This is a genomic window from Streptomyces sp. NPDC053750 (genome assembly GCF_044544295.1).
Lineage (GTDB): Bacteria > Actinomycetota > Actinomycetes > Streptomycetales > Streptomycetaceae > Streptomyces.
This window is the reverse complement of record NZ_JBITXB010000007.1, coordinates 248,901-265,773: the sequence shown is the minus strand read 5'-3', so window position 1 is coordinate 265,773 and position 16,873 is coordinate 248,901. Positions and strand designations below refer to the sequence as shown.

General features: G+C 69.0%; 16 protein-coding genes and 1 tRNA gene. 2 read left to right on the top strand and 15 right to left on the bottom strand.

The genetic code is table 11. The features are described 5' to 3' along the window. Positions 1–49: 49 nt before the first annotated feature. The 9 genes from rpoB to ACIGO6_RS21845 all read right to left on the bottom strand — a co-directional run bounded on the left by rpoB (position 50) and on the right by ACIGO6_RS21845 (position 9,329). A complete protein-coding gene (rpoB, locus tag ACIGO6_RS21885) occupies positions 50–3,535 on the bottom strand; it encodes a DNA-directed RNA polymerase subunit beta (RefSeq protein WP_399878642.1) in 3,486 nt (1,161 codons plus the stop codon). Positions 3,536–4,123: 588 nt separating this feature from the next. Next, positions 4,124–4,507 (bottom strand): 50S ribosomal protein L7/L12, encoded by a 384-nt coding sequence (rplL, locus tag ACIGO6_RS21880; RefSeq protein WP_399878640.1) that lies wholly within the window; start codon positions 4,505–4,507, stop codon positions 4,124–4,126. A gap of 123 nt (positions 4,508–4,630) precedes the next feature. Continuing rightward, on the bottom strand, positions 4,631–5,161 hold the full coding sequence (rplJ, locus tag ACIGO6_RS21875; protein WP_399878638.1) for a 50S ribosomal protein L10: 531 nt from the start codon (positions 5,159–5,161) through the stop codon (positions 4,631–4,633). 317 nt (positions 5,162–5,478) lie between these two features. Then, a complete protein-coding gene (locus ACIGO6_RS21870; protein WP_399878636.1) occupies positions 5,479–6,288 on the bottom strand; it encodes a hypothetical protein in 810 nt (269 codons plus the stop codon). A 166-nt stretch (positions 6,289–6,454) separates the two neighbouring features. Beyond that, on the bottom strand, positions 6,455–7,180 hold the full coding sequence (rplA, locus tag ACIGO6_RS21865) for a 50S ribosomal protein L1 (protein ID WP_161166429.1): 726 nt from the start codon (positions 7,178–7,180) through the stop codon (positions 6,455–6,457). 108 nt (positions 7,181–7,288) lie between these two features. Then, positions 7,289–7,723 (bottom strand): 50S ribosomal protein L11, encoded by a 435-nt coding sequence (gene rplK, locus ACIGO6_RS21860; protein WP_006130605.1) that lies wholly within the window; start codon positions 7,721–7,723, stop codon positions 7,289–7,291. Between the two features lie 178 nt (positions 7,724–7,901). Beyond that, entirely contained in the window at positions 7,902–8,780 is an 879-nt protein-coding gene (nusG, locus tag ACIGO6_RS21855) for a transcription termination/antitermination protein NusG (protein WP_399878634.1), read from the bottom strand. Positions 8,781–8,860: 80 nt separating this feature from the next. Then, complete coding sequence (gene secE / locus ACIGO6_RS21850; protein WP_189229172.1) at positions 8,861–9,148, bottom strand: preprotein translocase subunit SecE; 288 nt, start codon at positions 9,146–9,148, stop codon at positions 8,861–8,863. 108 nt (positions 9,149–9,256) lie between these two features. After that, a tRNA-Trp gene (locus tag ACIGO6_RS21845) sits at positions 9,257–9,329 on the bottom strand. Positions 9,330–9,545: 216 nt separating this feature from the next. On the opposite strand from ACIGO6_RS21845, the gene ACIGO6_RS21840 reads away from it, so the two are divergent. Continuing rightward, on the top strand, positions 9,546–10,772 hold the full coding sequence (locus ACIGO6_RS21840; RefSeq protein ID WP_399878633.1) for a pyridoxal phosphate-dependent aminotransferase: 1,227 nt from the start codon (positions 9,546–9,548) through the stop codon (positions 10,770–10,772). A gap of 134 nt (positions 10,773–10,906) precedes the next feature. Next, positions 10,907–11,935 carry an adenosine deaminase gene (locus ACIGO6_RS21835; protein ID WP_399878632.1) on the top strand — a complete coding sequence of 343 codons (1,029 nt, stop codon included), beginning with the start codon at positions 10,907–10,909 and terminating at the stop codon, positions 11,933–11,935. Positions 11,936–11,951: 16 nt separating this feature from the next. Here ACIGO6_RS21835 and ACIGO6_RS21830 read toward each other — a convergent pair whose 3' ends face one another. From ACIGO6_RS21830 to ACIGO6_RS21805, 6 genes are all read right to left on the bottom strand, one after another. Beyond that, positions 11,952–13,007, bottom strand: a complete 1,056-nt coding sequence (locus ACIGO6_RS21830; RefSeq protein ID WP_399878630.1) for a UDP-N-acetylmuramate dehydrogenase — start codon at positions 13,005–13,007, stop codon at positions 11,952–11,954. 89 nt (positions 13,008–13,096) lie between these two features. Continuing rightward, a complete protein-coding gene (locus ACIGO6_RS21825) occupies positions 13,097–13,477 on the bottom strand; it encodes a DUF3291 domain-containing protein (RefSeq protein WP_399878628.1) in 381 nt (126 codons plus the stop codon). 103 nt (positions 13,478–13,580) lie between these two features. Further along, entirely contained in the window at positions 13,581–15,062 is a 1,482-nt protein-coding gene (locus ACIGO6_RS21820) for a DHA2 family efflux MFS transporter permease subunit (protein ID WP_399878626.1), read from the bottom strand. Between the two features lie 131 nt (positions 15,063–15,193). Next, the gene (locus ACIGO6_RS21815) at positions 15,194–15,769 is read right to left on the bottom strand and encodes a TetR/AcrR family transcriptional regulator (protein ID WP_399878624.1); all 576 of its coding nucleotides are present in this window, start codon (positions 15,767–15,769) and stop codon (positions 15,194–15,196) included. A 121-nt stretch (positions 15,770–15,890) separates the two neighbouring features. Continuing rightward, positions 15,891–16,319 carry a MaoC family dehydratase gene (locus ACIGO6_RS21810; protein WP_399878951.1) on the bottom strand — a complete coding sequence of 143 codons (429 nt, stop codon included), beginning with the start codon at positions 16,317–16,319 and terminating at the stop codon, positions 15,891–15,893. A gap of 31 nt (positions 16,320–16,350) precedes the next feature. Continuing rightward, entirely contained in the window at positions 16,351–16,803 is a 453-nt protein-coding gene (locus tag ACIGO6_RS21805) for a MaoC family dehydratase N-terminal domain-containing protein (protein ID WP_399878622.1), read from the bottom strand. Between the last annotated feature and the right edge of the window lie 70 nt (positions 16,804–16,873).

Here is a 16,873-nt window from a genome sequence, read left to right as displayed (position 1 = left end):
GTCCTGGGGCCGGCAGGCCTTGATCGCTCAAGGCCTGCCGAAACTCCCGTCAGACCTCTTCGACGCTGCTCGGCTCGCGCCGGGACAGGTCGATGCCGAGCTCCTCCGCAGCGCGGAAGACGTCCTCGTCGGTGTCACGCATCTCGATGGACATGCCGTCCGAGGACAGCACCTCCACGTTGAGGCACAGGGACTGCATCTCCTTGATGAGCACCTTGAAGGACTCGGGGATGCCGGGCTCAGGGATGTTCTCGCCCTTGACGATGGCCTCGTAGACCTTCACGCGGCCGGTCACGTCGTCGGACTTGATGGTCAGCAGCTCCTGGAGGGCGTACGCGGCGCCGTAAGCCTCCAGCGCCCACACCTCCATCTCACCGAAGCGCTGGCCACCGAACTGGGCCTTACCACCCAGCGGCTGCTGGGTGATCATCGAGTACGGGCCGGTCGACCGGGCGTGCAGCTTGTCGTCGACCAGGTGGTGCAGCTTGAGGATGTACATGTACCCGACCGAGATCGGGTCCGGGAACGGCTCGCCGGAGCGGCCGTCGAACAGCCTCGCCTTACCGGTCGGGAGCACCATGCGCTCGCCGTCCCGGTTCGGGATGGTGTGCTGGAGCAGACCGGCCAGCTCGTCCTCACGCGCACCGTCGAAGACCGGGGTGGCGACGTTGGTGCCGGGCTCGACCTTGTCGGCGCCGATGGCCTGGAGGCGCTGCGCCCACTCCTCCGCGAGGCCGGAGACGTCCCAGCCGCGGCTGGCGAGCCAGCCGAGGTGGATCTCCAGGACCTGTCCCGGGTTCATTCGGGACGGGACACCCAGCGGGTTCAGGATGATGTCGACGGGCGTGCCGTCCTCCAGGAACGGCATGTCCTCGATCGGGTTGATCTTGGAGATGACGCCCTTGTTGCCGTGACGGCCGGCGAGCTTGTCACCGTCGGTGATCTTGCGCTTCTGCGCGACGTAGACGCGGACCAGCTGGTTCACGCCCGGCGGCAGCTCGTCGCCCTCTTCGCGGTCGAAGACGCGGACACCGATGACCTTGCCGATCTCACCGTGCGGCACCTTCAGCGAGGTGTCACGGACCTCACGGGCCTTCTCACCGAAGATCGCGCGGAGCAGGCGCTCCTCCGGCGTCAGCTCGGTCTCGCCCTTGGGCGTGACCTTGCCGACGAGGATGTCGCCGGCGACGACCTCGGCACCGATGCGGATGATGCCGCGCTCGTCGAGGTCGGCGAGGACCTCCTCGGAGACGTTCGGGATGTCCCGGGTGATCTCCTCGGGGCCGAGCTTGGTGTCACGGGCGTCGACCTCGTGCTCCTCGATGTGGATCGAGGAGAGGACGTCGTCCTGCACGAGGCGCTGCGACAGGATGATCGCGTCCTCGTAGTTGTGACCCTCCCACGGCATGAAGGCGACCAGCAGGTTCTTGCCGAGCGCCATCTCGCCGTTCTCGGTGGCCGGACCGTCGGCGAGGACCTGGCCCTCGATGACCCGGTCGCCCTCGTTGACGATGACCTTCTGGTTGACCGAGGTGCCCTGGTTGGAGCGGGCGAACTTGGCCAGGCGGTACGTGATGTACGTGCCGTCGTCGTTGGTGGTGGTGATGTAGTCCGCGGAGACCTCCTGGACCACACCCGGCTTCTCGGCCTTGACCACGTCGCCGGCGTCGGCGGCGGAGCGGTACTCCATGCCGGTGCCGACCAGCGGGGACTCGCTCTTGATGAGCGGCACCGCCTGACGCATCATGTTCGCGCCCATGAGGGCACGGTTGGCGTCGTCGTGCTCGAGGAACGGGATCATGGCGGTCGCGACCGACACCATCTGGCGCGGCGAGACGTCCATGTAGTCGACGTCGTCACCGGGGACGTAGTCGACCTCGCCGCCACGACGGCGGACCAGGACGCGGGCCTCGGCGAACCGCATGTCGTCGTTGAGCGTGGCGTTGGCCTGCGCGATGACGAAGCGGTCCTCCTCGTCGGCGGTCAGGTAGTCCACCTCGTCGGTGACCTGGCCGTCGACGACCTTGCGGTACGGCGTCTCGATGAAGCCGAACGGGTTGATCCGGCCGTACGAGGCGAGCGAGCCGATCAGACCGATGTTCGGGCCTTCCGGCGTCTCGATCGGGCACATGCGGCCGTAGTGCGACGGGTGCACGTCGCGGACCTCGAAGCCGGCCCGCTCACGGGAGAGACCACCCGGGCCGAGGGCGTTCAGACGACGCTTGTGCGTCAGCCCCGACAGCGGGTTGTTCTGGTCCATGAACTGCGACAGCTGGCTGGTGCCGAAGAACTCCTTGATGGAGGCGACGACCGGCCGGATGTTGATCAGGGTCTGCGGCGTGATCGCCTCGACGTCCTGGGTCGTCATGCGCTCGCGCACGACGCGCTCCATACGGGCGAGGCCCGTACGGACCTGGTTCTGGATCAGCTCACCGACGTTGCGGATGCGGCGGTTGCCGAAGTGGTCGATGTCGTCGGTCTCGACGACGATCTCCCGGCCCGACTCGCCGACCGTCTCGGTCTCACCGGCGTGCAGCTTCACCAGGTACTTGATCGTGGCGATGATGTCGTCGGTGGTGAGAACGCCGGCGTCCAGGGGCTCGTCGGCGCCGAGCTTCTTGTTGACCTTGTAGCGGCCGACCTTGGCGAGGTCGTAGCGCTTCGGGTTGAAGTAGAGGTTCTCGAGCAGCGTCTGCGCGGCCTCACGCGTGGGGGGCTCGCCCGGACGCAGCTTGCGGTAGATGTCGAGCAGCGCGTCGTCCTGGCCCTGGGTGTGGTCCTTCTCCAGGGTGGCGCGCATGGACTCGTACTCGCCGAACTCCTCGAGGATCTGCTCGGTCGTCCAACCGAGGGCCTTGAGCAGGACGGTCACGGACTGCTTGCGCTTGCGGTCGATGCGCACACCGACCATGTCGCGCTTGTCGATCTCCATCTCCAGCCAGGCACCCCGGGACGGGATGATCTTGGCGGAGAAGATGTCCTTGTCGGACGTCTTGTCGATGGAGGAGTCGAAGTAGACACCCGGCGAACGGACCAGCTGCGACACCACGACACGCTCGGTGCCGTTGATGACGAAGGTGCCCTTGTTGGTCATGAGCGGGAAGTCGCCCATGAAGACCGTCTGGGACTTGATCTCGCCGGTCTCGTTGTTGGTGAACTCGGCGGTGACGAAGAGCGGCGCCGCGTACGTGAAGTCGCGGTCCTTGCACTCGTCGATGCTGTTCTTGGGGGGCTCGAAACGGTGGTCGCGGAACGTCAGCGACATCGACCCGGAGAAGTCCTCGATCGGCGAGATCTCCTCGAAGATCTCCTCCAGACCGGACTTGGTGGGGACGTCCTGACCGGACTCCAGAGCCGCCTCGACGCGAGCCTTCCACGCGTCGTTGCCGAGCAGCCAGTCGAAGCTCTCGGTTTGCAGCGCGAGAAGGTTCGGAACCTCGAGGGGCTCCTTGATCTTTGCAAAGGAGATGCGCAGCGGGGCGGTGCTGGCAGCGTTGTTCGTATTCGCGGTCGAGGCATTGCGCGAGGCGGCCAAGAGGGGGTCCTTCCGAGGGCTCGGACTCACTACGCGCGTACCGGCCCCTCTTCCGTTCACGAAGACAGGGGGTGTCCGATGTGGCCTTGGGCCAGGTCGGACAGCTCTGGTCGTCGGTGCTCGGGCGAGGGCAGACCCCTGGTGACGGGCAGGGGGCAGCTAACAGGCAGCGCAAAGGGTCAGTGTAGCCACTTGGCTCACTGATGTCCAGTGCGGTTCTCGGGGACCGTGTTCGCTCCTCGTTGTTCTCACCACCTGTGCGGTAAGGCCTCGCCCTCAACGCACCCAGATACTGCCCTCTTCGTCGTCGATCCATGCCTCGGATTCGGATCCTGTGACGACGCGTCCTGAGAATTGCGCGCTGCGTGCGGTTCGTCAAGGCCCCCCTTGCCCGAACCGGTTGTCACCGAAGGGCTCTCAGCGCCCCGGCGACGGCACGACGAAGATCACCATACTCTCCGCCGTCACGCGTGCAAGGCAGCCGTCGCCGGGCTCCGGATACGCCGAAGAGCGACCACCCGGATGGATGATCGCTCTTCAGTGCTACGGCGTTACAGATCCTGACGGATCCGTGGAGCCTTCGCGGTCTTACTTGACCTCGACCGAGGCGCCCGCGCCCTTGAGGGACTCGGCGGCCTTGTCAGCGGCCTCCTTGTTGACCTTCTCGAGGACCGGCTTCGGGGTGCCGTCGACGAGGTCCTTGGCCTCCTTCAGACCCAGGGAGGTCAGCTCGCGCACGACCTTGATGACCTGGATCTTCTTGTCGCCGGCGCCGGTGAGGATGACGTCGAACTCGTCCTTCTCGGCCTCGGCCTCGACCGGGGCGCCCGGGGCGGCGGGGCCGGCCACGGCGACCGCGGCGGCGGCGGTGACGTCGAACTTCTCCTCGAAGGCCTTCACGAACTCGGAGAGCTCGATGAGGGTCATCTCCTCGAACTGGGCGAGCAGGTCGTCCTGGCTGAGCTTCGCCATGATGGCGGTCCTTCCACTAATTCGGCAGGTGCCGGATGTACGGGGTGAGGCGGGCGTACGTCGGGCCCGCATCGACCCTCACCTCATGCGGTTCATGCGGCGAGGATCAAAAAGCGAGCCGAGTTACTCGGCACCGCCCTGCTCGTCCTGCTTGGCACGGAGCGCGTCCACGGTGCGGACGAGCTTCGAGGGAAGCGCCTGGAAGAGCTGCGCAGTCTGGGACTGCTTGCCCTTGAAGGCACCCGCCAGCTTGGAGAGCAGAACCTCGCGGGACTCGAGGTCCGCAAGCTTCTTGATCTCGTCGGCGGACAGCGCCTTGCCTTCAAGGACACCGCCCTTGATGACGAGATTCGGGTTGTCCTTGGCGAAGTCGCGCAGACCCTTCGCCGACTCCACCGGGTCACCGGTGATGAAGGCGACAGCCGTCGGACCATTGAACTGGTCGTCCAGCGTCGTGATCCCGGCCTCGTTGGCCGCAATCTTGGTCAGCGTGTTCTTCACCACGGCGTACTGGGCGTTCTCACCGAGCGACCGGCGCAGCGTCTTGAGCTGCGCCACGGTGAGACCGCGGTACTCGGTCAGCACTGCGGCGTTGGAGCTGCGGAACTTGTCCGTCAGCTCGGCAACCGCGGCAGCCTTGTCGGGCGTCGCCATAGAGCCTCGGCCTCCTTCCGGGTGATTCGGACCGCGCGGACCCGAAGGAGGACTGGGGAAAACGAAACGCCCCGGCGCAGGCGCACGGGGCGTGGCTCGACCGTTTGCCACACGCACGAGGCGCGGACCGAAGGGAGCTCATCCACTGTCACCTGCGCGGGTCGTCCGCAGTTCAGCGGATCCTTCGGCCACCGTGCCCTCTCGCGAGCACACGGCAACGACCAGCGGTCTTTGGCTTCTGTGGGAGCGTACGTGAACGGGGCAGTGTCAAGCAAATCCGACCGTACGGCGACTCGGCGCACCGGGCGCACGGGCGCTCAGGAGCCGTGGCCCTGGGCCTTCAGCAGCTCCTTGAAGTCGGCCGTGTCGGCGGCCGGAGGTCGCTCTGCGGACACGGCGACACCGTAGTCGCTGTAGTACGCGGTCTGGATCAGCTCCCCGGTCCGGGTCCGCCCCCGCTCGACCTTCTTGACCAGCAGGTCGCGGTCGTCGACCCAGACGTCGACGGTCTGGGCTGTGGCGCCGCCCACCGTGCCGGTCCAGTGCGTGGTGCGCCGGCCGCGGGTCGTCTCCTCGCCGACCCTGCGTACGTCGTCGGCGGCCAGCAGCTGCTTCACCGCCTGCTGGGGCGTGGTGCTGCGCATCTGGTCCGCGAATCCGGCGCCCGCGCCGCCGCCGAGGTCCTCCAGGTCGGCGTAGACGTACTTGATCCAGTGCCTGCCGCCCACCCGGTCGGCGAAGGTGTCGCCCATCCTGGCGTAGTAGGCGTCGGGCAGGTACCGGGCCTCCATGGCGGTGGTGCCGAGCCGGCGCATCGTCTCGGCCGTCGTGCCGCCCGTGTACGTGATCGTCAGGGTGCCGGTGAGGCCGTCGCCCCAGCCGAGGGCGCCGGCGGCCTCCAGGGACAGCTCACGGCCCATGACGGTCGTGGACTCGACCCGGGCCGACCCCGCCCGCCCGGTGGCCCGCTCCACGTCGCGCAGGGAATCGGCCGCCGGGCCGGAGAGGGCCGGGGACGCGCCGGGGTCGTCGGAGGGCCCGTCCGAGACGGTGCAGGCGGTGACGCAGGCCAGCGCCGCCGTCACCGCGGCCCGGACGACCGTACGGCGTCCCGTCGTGCGCGTCATCCGCCCCACCCCCGTGCGAGTCCCGTGCCCGCACGCTAACCCAGCGCACGGACACCCGTACGGGGAAACCCTGCGGGAAATGCCGGGAAACCCTGCGGGAAGACGGGAACGGGCCCCGCACCTCGGAAGGTGCGGGGCCCGTGAACCGGTGGGGCGAGCCGTGGGCTCAGACCGCGGCCGGGTCCTCCTCGACGAGGAGGTTGCGGGTGCGGTTGGAGTCCAGCGGAATGCCGGGACCCATCGTGGTGCTGAGGGCGGCCTTCTTGATGTACCGGCCCTTGGCGGCCGACGGCTTCAGACGGAGGACTTCCTCCAGCGCCGCGGCGTAGTTCTCCACCAGCTTGGTGTCGTCGAACGACGTCTTGCCGATGATGAAGTGCAGGTTCGAGTGCTTGTCGACGCGGAACTCGATCTTGCCGCCCTTGATGTCGTTGACAGCCTTGGCGACGTCCGGGGTCACGGTGCCGGTCTTGGGGTTCGGCATGAGACCACGGGGACCGAGCACGCGGCCGAGGCGGCCGACCTTGCCCATGAGGTCCGGGGTGGCGACGACGGCGTCGAAGTCCAGACGGCCCTTCGACACCTCGTCGATCAGCTCGTCGGCGCCGACGATGTCGGCGCCCGCGGCACGCGCGGCCTCGGCACGGTCACCGGTCGCGAAGACCAGGACCCGGGCGGTCTTACCGGTGCCGTGCGGGAGGTTCACGGTGCCACGGACCATCTGGTCGGCCTTGCGCGGGTCGACACCCAGGCGGAAGGCGACCTCGACGGTGCCGTCGAACTTGGTCGTGGAGGTCTCCTTGGCGAGACGGACGGCCTCGAGCGGGGCGTAGAGCTTGTCCCGGTCGACCTTGGCGTCCGCAGCGCGGAGAGACTTGCTGCGCTTGCTCACTACTGCTCCTGTTGGCTTCTGAGGAGTCGTGGTGCGGGCCGAGCAGGCCCTGCCACACTGTCCTGACCATGCGGCTGACGCCGCGTGGCTTGCTTACGGGGGTGGAGGTCAGCCCTCGACCGTGACGCCCATGGAACGCGCGGTGCCGGCGATGATCTTCTCGGCGGCGTCCAGGTCGTTGGCGTTGAGGTCGGGCATCTTGGTGGTGGCGATCTCACGGACCTGGTCGCGCGTGATCTTCGCGACCTTGGTCTTGTGCGGCTCGCCGGAGCCCTTCTCCACACCCGCGGCCTTGAGGATCATCTTGGCGGCCGGCGGCGTCTTGGTGATGAAGGTGAAGGAACGGTCCTCGTAGACCGTGATCTCCACCGGGATGACCCAACCGCGCTGCGACTCGGTCGCGGCGTTGTAGGCCTTGCAGAACTCCATGATGTTGACGCCGTGCTGACCCAGCGCGGGGCCGACCGGCGGAGCCGGGTTGGCGGCACCGGCCTGGATCTGGAGCTTGATGAGCCCCGTGACCTTCTTCTTCTTGGGAGGCATAGCTCTCCGGGTCCTTTCGATTCGGGTCCTGCCCGCGTTCGGGAGCTACCCGGACACAGGCATACCGCACAACGATAACGGGTATGGATGCGCGGCCAAAAACCGAGCAGGTCAGACGACGCGTGAGCGTTCGCCTGACCTGGTCGGAAGCGGTACGTCCAGAAGTTCCGGTGAGGTACTAGTTCTTCTGGATCTGGTCGAAGCTCAGCTCGACCGGGGTCTCGCGGCCGAAGATCTCGACGAGGCCCTTGACCTTCTTCGAGTCGGCGTTGATCTCGTTGATCGTGGCCTGCAGCGTCGCGAACGGGCCGTCGGTGACGGTGACCGAGTCGCCGACCTCGAAGTCCAGCACCTGGACCTCGACCTTGCGCTGCGGAGCCGGCTTGCCCTCGGCCTCGGCGGCCTCGCGGGCGGCCTTCTCCTCGGCCTCGGGGGCGAGCATCTTGACGATCTCGTCCAGCGTCAGCGGGTACGGGTCGTAGGCGTTGCCGACGAAGCCGGTGACGCCGGGGGTGTTGCGGACGACGCCCCAGGACTCGTTGGTCAGGTCCATGCGGACCAGGACGTAACCCGGCAGCTTGTTCTGACGGATCGTCTTGCGGTCGCCGTTCTTGATCTGCACGACCTCTTCCTGCGGCACCTCGGCCTGGAAGATGTAGTCCTCGACGTTCAGCGAGACGGCGCGCTGCTCGAGGTTGGTCTTCACGCGGTTCTCGTAGCCGGCGTAGGTGTGGATCACGTACCACTCGCCGGGGAGGACGCGCAGCTCCTGGCGGAGCGCCTCGATCGGGTCGAGCTCGGGCTCGGGCTCGGCAGCCTCTTCCTCGGCGGCCTCGTCCTCGTCCTCGTCCGTCGGCTCGGCGGCCTCGTCCTCGGCGCTCTCGTCCTGCGCCTCGGCGGCCTCGTCCGCTTCCGCTTCCGCGACGACGGCGTCGTCGGCAGCCTCGGCCTCGGCGGAGGCCTCGGTGTCCTCGTTGTCGGCGCCCTCGACGGTGCCGAGCTCGTCCTCGACGGACTCGACCGGCTCGATGGCGTCGTTCACGTTCGGGTCAGACACGGTGGCTGCTTCTTCCTGGATACATAGGGGTGGAACACGCGAAAGGGGCGCCGGGTACCTCGGCGCCCTTCGCTCTCGACTCAGCCGAAGACGTACTTGGCGGCGTGAGAGAAGCCATAGTCAATCAGAGTCACCAGGCCGATCATGATGACCACGAAGATGATCACGACGGTGGTGTACGTCGTCAGCTGGTTGCGGCTCGGCCAGACAACCTTGCGGAGCTCCGCGACGATCTGGCGGTAGAAGAGCGCGAGGCGCTTCAGCGGGCCCTTCTTGGCGCGCTTGCCACCCTTGCGGGGCTTCTTCTTGGAGTCCGGCGCCTCGTCCTGGGCATCAGGCATGTCGATGGAGCCCACGGCGTCCGTCACTCGTCCTCACCTGATTCCGGGTCGTGGCCGTGCCGCGCCCGGTCTGAGCCGCACGGCGGTGCATTGCTGTACGTACATGCGCACACATCCTGGCGAAGGTGTGTGTAGCAGGGCCGGAGGGACTTGAACCCCCAACCGCTGGTTTTGGAGACCAGTGCTCTACCAATTGAGCTACGACCCTTTGTGTGCCCCCCAACGTACCGCATCCGCCCGGAAGCCTGGTGTGCTCCCGATGAGCGCGGGCCGTTGAAGGCCAACGAGGTGAGAGTGTACGTGCTCGCGGGCCGGGCGTCGAACAGTAAGCACGTCCGGACTCATGTTCAGGGCGTGGTCCGGTCCTGTTCAGTCCGTGAAACCCGTGTGCTGGGGAGGTTTCCGGTCTGGAACGATGGGGGTCATGAGCGCTGCAACCCCTCCCACCGAGCGCCGGGTCTCCGCCCGAGTCGGCGCGATCTCCGAGTCCGCCACCCTCGCCGTGGACGCCAAGGCCAAGGCCCTCAAGGCCGCCGGGCGACCGGTGATCGGCTTCGGCGCCGGTGAGCCCGACTTCCCGACGCCGGACTACATCGTCGAGGCCGCGATCGAGGCCTGCAAGAACCCGAAGTTCCACCGCTACACGCCGGCGGGCGGGCTGCCCGAGCTGAAGGCCGCGATCGCCGCGAAGACGCTGCGCGACTCCGGCTACGAGGTCGACCCCTCGCAGATCCTGGTCACCAACGGCGGCAAGCAGGCCATCTACGAGGCGTTCGCCGCGATCCTCGACCCGGGCGACGAGGTCATCGTCCCCGCGCCGTACTGGACGACGTACCCCGAGTCGATCCGGCTGGCCGGCGGTGTCCCCGTCGAGGTCGTGGCCGACGAGACGTCCGGCTACCGGGTGAGCGTGGAGCAGCTGGAGGCCGCCCGCACGGAGAAGACCAAGGTCGTCCTCTTCGTGTCGCCGTCGAACCCGACGGGTGCCGTGTACAGCGAGGCCGAGACCGAGGCGATCGGCAAGTGGGCCGTCGAGCACGGCCTGTGGGTGCTGACCGACGAGATCTACGAGCACCTCGTCTACGGCGACGCCTTCTCGGTGTCCATGCCGGCGCTGCTGCCCGAGCTGCGCGACAAGTGCATCGTGGTCAACGGCGTCGCGAAGACGTACGCGATGACCGGCTGGCGGGTCGGGTGGGTCATCGGCCCGAAGGACGTCGTCAAGGCCGCGACGAACCTCCAGTCGCACGCCACGTCCAACGTGTCCAACGTGGCCCAGGCAGCGGCGCTGGCCGCGGTCTCCGGTGACCTGGACGCCGTGGCGAAGATGCGGGAGGCCTTCGACCGGCGCCGTCAGACCATCGTGCGGATGCTCAACGAGATCGACGGCGTGCTGTGCCCGGAGCCCAAGGGCGCGTTCTACGCCTACCCGTCGGTGAAGGGGCTGCTCGGCAAGGAGATCCGCGGCAAGCGCCCGCAGGACACGGTCGAGCTGGCCGCGCTGATCCTGGAGGAGGCCGAGGTCGCGGTGGTGCCGGGCGAGGCGTTCGGTACGCCCGGGTACCTGCGGCTGTCGTACGCGCTCGGGGACGAGGACCTCGTCGAGGGCGTGAGCCGGATCCAGAAGCTGCTGGCGGAGGCGCGCGACTGAGCGCCGCTCTTCAGCGGTTCCTCGACAGGGCCACACCGGAACGGTTCCGGTGTGGCCCTGTTTGTTTGTGCGAGCAAGACCACGTACGGGGAAAGTGCTGTCGGGCCGGGCGTGTCGTGCGGCAGGATCACGGAATGGAGCGTGTACGTGATGTCTCTGAGCTGCCGAAGGCCCATCTGCACCTGCACTTCACCGGGTCGATGCGGCCCGGGACGCTGCTGGAACTCGCCGACAAGCACGGCGTGCGGCTGCCCGACACCCTGACCGAGGCGCTGACCAGCGGGGAGCCGCCGCGGCTGCGGGCGACGGACGAGCGGGGCTGGTTCCGCTTCCAGCGGCTGTACGACGCGGCACGGTCGTGCCTCCAGGAGCCGGAGGACATCCAGCGGCTGGTCCGGGAGGCCGCGGAGGAGGACCTGCGGGACGGCTCCGGGTGGCTGGAGATCCAGGTGGACCCGACGTCGTACGCACCCCGGCTGGGCGGGCTGATCCCCGCGCTGGAGATCATCCTGGACGCGGTGGAGACGACCGTGCGGGACACCGGGATCGGGATGCGGCTGCTGGTCGCCGCCAACCGGATGAAACATCCGCTGGACGCGCGCACGCTGGCCCGGCTGGCGGTGCGGTACGCGGACCGGGGGGTGGTCGGGTTCGGGCTGTCCAACGACGAACGGCGGGGCATGGCCCGGGACTTCGACCGGGCGTTCGCGATCGCGCGGGACGGGGGGTTGTTGAGCGCGCCCCACGGGGGTGAGCTGACCGGGCCGGCGTCGGTGCGGGACTGCCTCGACGACCTGGAGGCGGACCGGATCGGGCACGGGGTACGGGCGGCGGAGGATCCGCGGCTGCTGAAGCGGCTGGCGGACCGGCAGGTGACGTGCGAGGTGTGTCCGGCGTCGAACGTCGCCCTGGGCGTCTACGAGAAGCCGGAGGACGTGCCGCTGCGGACGCTGTTCGAGGCGGGGGTGCCGATGGCGCTGGGCGCGGACGACCCCCTGCTGTTCGGGTCGCGGCTGGCGGCGCAGTACGAGATCGCGCGCCAGCACCACGGGTTCACGGACGCGGAGCTGGCGGAACTGGCCCGTCAGTCGGTGCGGGGGTCGGCCGCACCGGCGGATGTGAAGGGCAGGCTGCTGGCGGGCGTCGACGACTGGTTGGCCTAGGCCCTGTCGTCACGGGCTAGATGCTGACGCCGACCGTCACCGGTTCGTTGACCAGGGTGATGCCGAACGCCTCGTGCACGCCGGTGACGACCTCGCGGGCCAGGGCCAGCAGGTCCTCCGTGGTCGCCTCGCCGCGGTTGGTGAGGGCGAGGGTGTGCTTGGTGGAGATGCGGGCGGGGCCGGTGCCGTAGCCCTTGGTGAAGCCGGCCTTGTCGATCAGCCAGGCCGCGGAGGTCTTGAGGCGGCCCTCCCCGGCGGGGAAGGCGGGCGGCTCGACGCCCGCGCCGAGGCGCTCGTCCACGCGCGCGCGGAAGGCGGCGAACTCCTCGTCCGTGAGGATCGGGTTGGTGAAGAACGATCCGGCCGACCAGGTGTCGTGGTCCTCGGGGTCCAGGACCATGCCCTTGCCGGCGCGCAGCTTCAGCACGGTGTCGCGGGCGGTGGCCAGCGGCACCCGCTCGCCGGGTCCGACGCCGAGGGCACGGGCCGTCTCGGCGTACCGGAGGGGTGCCGAGAGTCCGCCGGCGTCCTCCAGCTCGAAGCGGACGCGCAGGACCACATAGCGCTCGGGTTCCGCCTTGAAGCGACTGTGGCGGTAGGAGAAGGCGCAGTCGGCGTTGGCGAGGGTGACCGTCTCACGGGACCTGCGGTCGTACGCGGTCACCTCGGTGATCGTGGAGGCGACCTCCTGACCGTACGCCCCGACGTTCTGGATCGGGGTGGCGCCCGCCGAGCCGGGGATGCCGGCCAGGCACTCGACGCCGGCGAGTCCGGCCTCGACGGTGCGGGCGACGGCGTCGGTCCAGATCTCGCCGGCCGCCAGCTCCAGCGTCGTGCCCTCCAGGGAGAGGCCGCGCGTGGCGATGTGCAGGGCGGTGCCGTCGAAGCCCTTGTCGCCGATGACCAGGTTGGATCCGCCGCCGATGAGCAGCAGGGGCGTGCCGGTGTCGTCGGCCTCGCGGACGGCGGCGATCACCTCGGCGTCGGTCGTGGCCGTGACCAGGCGGGTCGCCGGTCCTCCCAGCCGGAAGGTGGTCAGCGGGGCGAGGGGGGCGTCGTGGAGTTCCTGCACGCGCTCAAGACTACGAGACGGCACCGACAGCCCCGCGCAGCGGGAAACGCCCCGACCGGCCGGCCGAGGCGTTGTCCACGCGCGCGTGCTCACGACAGGCGGCGGCGTACCTCCGCCCAGCTCACCGGCAGCGCGTCGCCCGGCGCCGACCAGGCGGTGAACTTCGCGTCCCGCATCTGTGCGGACAGCCCGCGGGAGGTCGGTGCGTGGGTGCCGGAGTGGGCGAAGGCCTTGAGGGCCTCGGGCGACTCCCAGGCGGACAGCGTCCAGAAGGTGCGCTTGAAGGGCTCCGCCTTCAGGGAGGCGCCGTACGCTCCCCGCGCGCCCCTGACCTGCCGCCACACGCCCGGGGTGCGCGCCAGGAACTTCAGCGCTCCCCACAGGGTGCGGGTCTCGAAGCGGGAGGCGAAGACGTGGACCTCGGTGGCCTGCGGCGGCCGGTTGGGCACGGTCCAGGGCAGAGTGGGCATGTCGGGCTCCTTTCGGTTCTCGCGTGTCGCTTCTCGTGTGTCGCTTCTCGTGCGTCGCTTCTCGTGCGTCGCATATCTGCGTCGCATCTCGGTGGCGTGCGCGTCAGCCGGAGGCCGTTTGCGCGGTGGTGACGAGCGCCTGCTCGGCTGCCGGTGCGGGCCCCTTCCCGGCCCCGTCCGGTGCCGTCGGGCCGCCCCGGCGGCGGGCCGGGATCAGCAGGGCCGCGACGCCGCCGAGGGCCACGATCCCGGCGCCCACCGCGACCGCGGGCCGCAGCCCGTCGACGAAGGACTGCGCGGACGCGTAGCTGCCCCGGGCGGCGAAGATGGAGGACATGACGGCGATGCCGAGCGCGCCGCCCACTTCCCGCAGCGCGTTGTTGGCGCCGGAGGCGATGCCCTGCTCCTTCGGTACGACGCTGGACATCACCAGGGCGGAGGCCGGGGCGAAGAACAGGGCCATGCCGATCCCGCTGACGATCAGACCGGGCAGCTGGGCGGCGTAGGAGGCGTCGGCCGTGGTCACCGAGGCGAGGTAGCCGAGGCCGGCCGCCTGGAGGAAGAGTCCGGCGGCGACGACCGGGCGCCCTCCGATGCGGTCCGAGAGGATGCCGGCGATCGGCGCGACCAGCATCGGCATGCCGGTCCAGGGCAGCATGCGCAGCCCCGCCTCGGTGGGCGTGTAGCCGAGCACGCCCTGCATGTACTGGGCGAGCAGGAAGATCGAACCGAACATCCCCAGGAACATCAGCAGGCTCGCCGCGTTGATCCCGGCGAAGGCGCGGGAGCGGAACAGCCGCATCGGGAGCATGGGGTTCTTCGCGCGGGTGCTGTAGAGCACGAAGCCCACGAGCAGCGCGGCGCCGGCGAACAGGGCGGTCAGCACCACGGCACCGGTCCAGCCGTCGACGGGCCCGCGGACCAGGCCGTAGACGACGCCGAAGAGACCGCCGCTGGCGAGCAGCGTTCCGGGCAGGTCCAGCGGGGCGCCGGTGCCGTGCGACTCGGCGAGGCGGAGGCGGGCGAGCGGCAGCAGGGCGATGCCCAGCGGTACGTTCAGCCAGAAGATCCACTGCCAGGAGATGTGCTCGGTGAGGCTGCCGCCGACCAGCGGACCGGAGGCCACCGCGAGCCCGTTGACCGCGCCCCAGATGCCGTACGCCATCCCGCGCCGTTCGGCGGGCACGGCGGCCGTCAGCAGGGTGAGCGTCAACGGCATCATGATCGCCGCGCCGACGCCCTGGACCGCGCGGGCGGCGATGAGGGAGTCGAGGCCGGGTGCCATGGCCGCGGCGGCGGAGGCGCCGGTGAAGACGGTCAGACCGACGAGGAAGAGCCGTCGGCGGCCGAAGCGGTCACCGAGGGCCGCGCCGAACATGAGGAGGACGGCGAAGGTGAGCGTGTAGGCGCTCACCGTCCATTCCAGGTCGTGCAGCGCCCCGCCCAGGTCCTCGCGGATGGAGGGCAGGGCGGTGGTGACGACGAGATTGTCCAGGGCCGCCATGAAGCCGGCGACGCTGGTGATGACGAGGGCCCAGGCTGCTCCCCCACCTCGTGAGCTGGTACGTGCGCCTTGCTGTGACATCTCTCCCCCTGAGGTTCCTTGGTGACAGGATTAGTTATTGATCACTAACTTTTATGGTCATGGAGATGCGCCGAAGGTACGCGGACGCGTCGGCACGGTCGGGCCGGTCGGGCCAGCGCGGCGCGGCGACCCTAGGAGTCGCCCTCCGGGCTCCGCTTGACCCGCGCCGAGAGGTAGAGGCCGTCCCAGATCCGGTGCTCCGGCGGAAAGCCCATGCCGGCCAGCGTGTTGATGAGCATCCCGAACGCCATGAAGGTCGTCGTCTCGTCGACGTCGCCTCCCAGCGGGATGTGCACGGCGTCCCAGAGCTCCATCCAGCCCTTGCGCACCATCTCACCGAACTCGTGATCCCCAGAGGCCTCGGCGGCCGCGACCGTCACGTAGGTCTGCAGCTGCATCTGGAGCCGCTCGGGCTGCTCGGCGATCATGCGCGTGTAGGCCTCCGCCATGGCGTGCAGCGCTTCGTCGCCGTGCAGCCCCTCGGACGCCTCGACGAAGACGCGGCGCGTTTCCTCGAGGCAGCGTTCGGCCACCGCGAGGAAGATCGCCTTCTTGCTCGGGAAAAGACGGAAGAGGTACGGCTGCGAGACGCCCACCCGCTTGGCGATGGCCTCCGTGGACGTGCCGAAGTAGCCGCCCTTGGCGAACTCGCTCATCGCCGCGCGGATGACGCTCTCACGTCGTTCCTCTGCGCTCATCCTGACCATGCAAGAAAAGTTAGTACTCAATCACTAACTAAGTCAAGGCGCGGTCCCCGGTCGCCGGCCGGGGAGGATCGCGTAAGGGGCGCCCTCTCAGGAGGACGCCCCTTACGCGACAATCAGCGGGTCAGCCCAGGCGCACGACGGCCCGGGACATCCCGAGGACCTTCTGTCCTGCGCTGGTGGCCGTGAGGTCGACGCGGACCTTGTTGTCGTCGAGCTTGGCCGCGACCTTGCCGCTGACCTCGATGACGGCGCCCTCGTCGTCGTTCGGGACGACGACCGGCCGGGTGAAGCGGACGCCGTACTCCACGACCGCGCCCGGGTCACCGGTCCAGTCGGTGACCACGCGGATGGCCTCGGCCATGGTGAACATGCCGTGCGCGATCACGTCCGGCAGGCCGACCTCCTTGGCGAACCTCTCGTTCCAGTGGATCGGGTTGAAGTCGCCGGAGGCACCCGCGTACCGCACGAGCGTGGCACGGTCCACGGGGAAGGTCTGCGCGGGCAGCTCGGTGCCGACCTCGACGTCGCCGTACGCGGGCTTCGCCGTCATGGGACGGGTCACGGGTTCCGTCATGGGATGCTCACGCCTCCTCGGCCGCACGGGCCACGAGCTTGGTCCAGGCGGTCACGACGTGCTCGCCGGCCTCGTCGTGCACCTCGCCGCGGATGTCCAGGATGTCGTTGCCCGCCATCGACTTGATCGCCTCGATGGTCGAGGTGACCGTCAGCCGGTCACCGGCCCGCACCGGACGGACGTACGCGAACTTCTGGTCGCCGTGCACCACCCGGCTGTAGTCCAGGCCCAGCTGCGGGTCCTCGATCACCTGCCCCGCCGCCTTGAACGTGATCGCGAACACGAAGGTCGGCGGCGCGATCACATCCGGGTGGCCGAGCGCCTTCGCGGCGTCCGTGTCCCTGTACGCCGGGTTGGCGTCCCCCACCGCCTCCGCGAACTCACGGATCTTCTCCCGGCCCACCTCGTAGGGCGCGGTCGGCGGATAGACCCGCCCCACGAACGACTGGTCGAGCGCCATGGGCTCGCAACCTCCTGCTGCTCTCTGCGGCTGTCGGCACCGTCTCGGCACCACTGACCCAAACGACGCG